The organism is Parabacteroides sp. An277 (genome assembly GCF_002159645.1).
Classification (GTDB): domain Bacteria; phylum Bacteroidota; class Bacteroidia; order Bacteroidales; family Tannerellaceae; genus Parabacteroides.
The window spans coordinates 1-1074 of record NZ_NFJB01000084.1; the positions used below are offsets into that span (position 1 = coordinate 1).

Annotated in this window: 1 pseudogene; it reads left to right on the forward strand. The window is 57.2% G+C overall.

From position 1 onward, the window contains the following. Positions 1–38: 38 nt before the first annotated feature. A pseudogene (locus tag B5F77_RS15390) lies at positions 39–1074 on the forward strand (hypothetical protein); the annotation flags it as partial.

Below are 1074 nucleotides of genomic sequence, written 5' to 3' on the forward strand. Positions count from 1 at the left end.
CATATCATTTATTCGTAAAATAGTCCTTTTTATAAAAGATGAACAATAACAGACTAAAGAAAACAACACCTCTTTTCGCCCTTTTCTTCGGCTGGATGCTCGCGGCTTGCTCCGACGACCTCCAGACCGGAAACGGGACGGAAGGGAATGGTTTGGAGGGGGATGGCTCGTGGTTCTCGCTCGCCGTCACGCCCTCGACGGGCCATTCAACCCGCGGCAACCCCACGGGCGGCGAACCGGGCGACGGCTCCGAGACGGGTTTCGATTACGAGAACCGTATCGACAACCTGCTCGTCCTCTTCTATCAAGCCGAGGAGCAAAGCAACGCACCGGCCGATACGCCCATCGACAAGATATTTTACTTCGACCGCGAACGTATCGAGGGCGATAACCGGACCGAACCAGTGCAGGTCAACCTGCCGGAAGGTGAGTATGATTTATTGGTAGTGACGAACACGGGCGATATCCGCTCCTCGTTGCAGGGTAAGACGTTGGGCGGCATCCGGGATTACCTCCTCACCTCGGCTTGGCAGGAGGATAACGGTGCATATGACCGCTTCGTCATGACCTCGGACGGGCATACCGCGGATAAAGTCACCCTTTGCGGCAATCCAAAGGACGAGCCGGCCGACGCGACCGTCGAGGTGGAGCGCGTGGCAGCCCGTATCGATTACCGCGCCTCCTCTACCTTATATAATATAGTAGATGAAACGTACGGACGGGGCACGGCGACTATCACAGGCGCGGTCATCCTTAATAAGATGGCGGCAGGCTCGTATCTTCTGAAGCGGGTGGCAGAGCCGGTGAACGGTGCGCTCACCACCTCCTCTCCTATCACTTACTTGGGTGATGAACTCCCGGCAGAGGGCGGCGTGCAACGGAACTTCGTGGTCGACCCGTGGACGCTCTACAAGACCACGGCCAATATCGATCGGAACGCCTTCAATCCCGCCGCGCCAGGTGCAGGCAACCGTCCGGTGGAAGCATTGTACGACCACTACTACACCTCCTATGAGGACGACTATGCGACTTGGGAAGAGTTGGTTACGGAAGGCGAACCGGCAGGCGACTGGT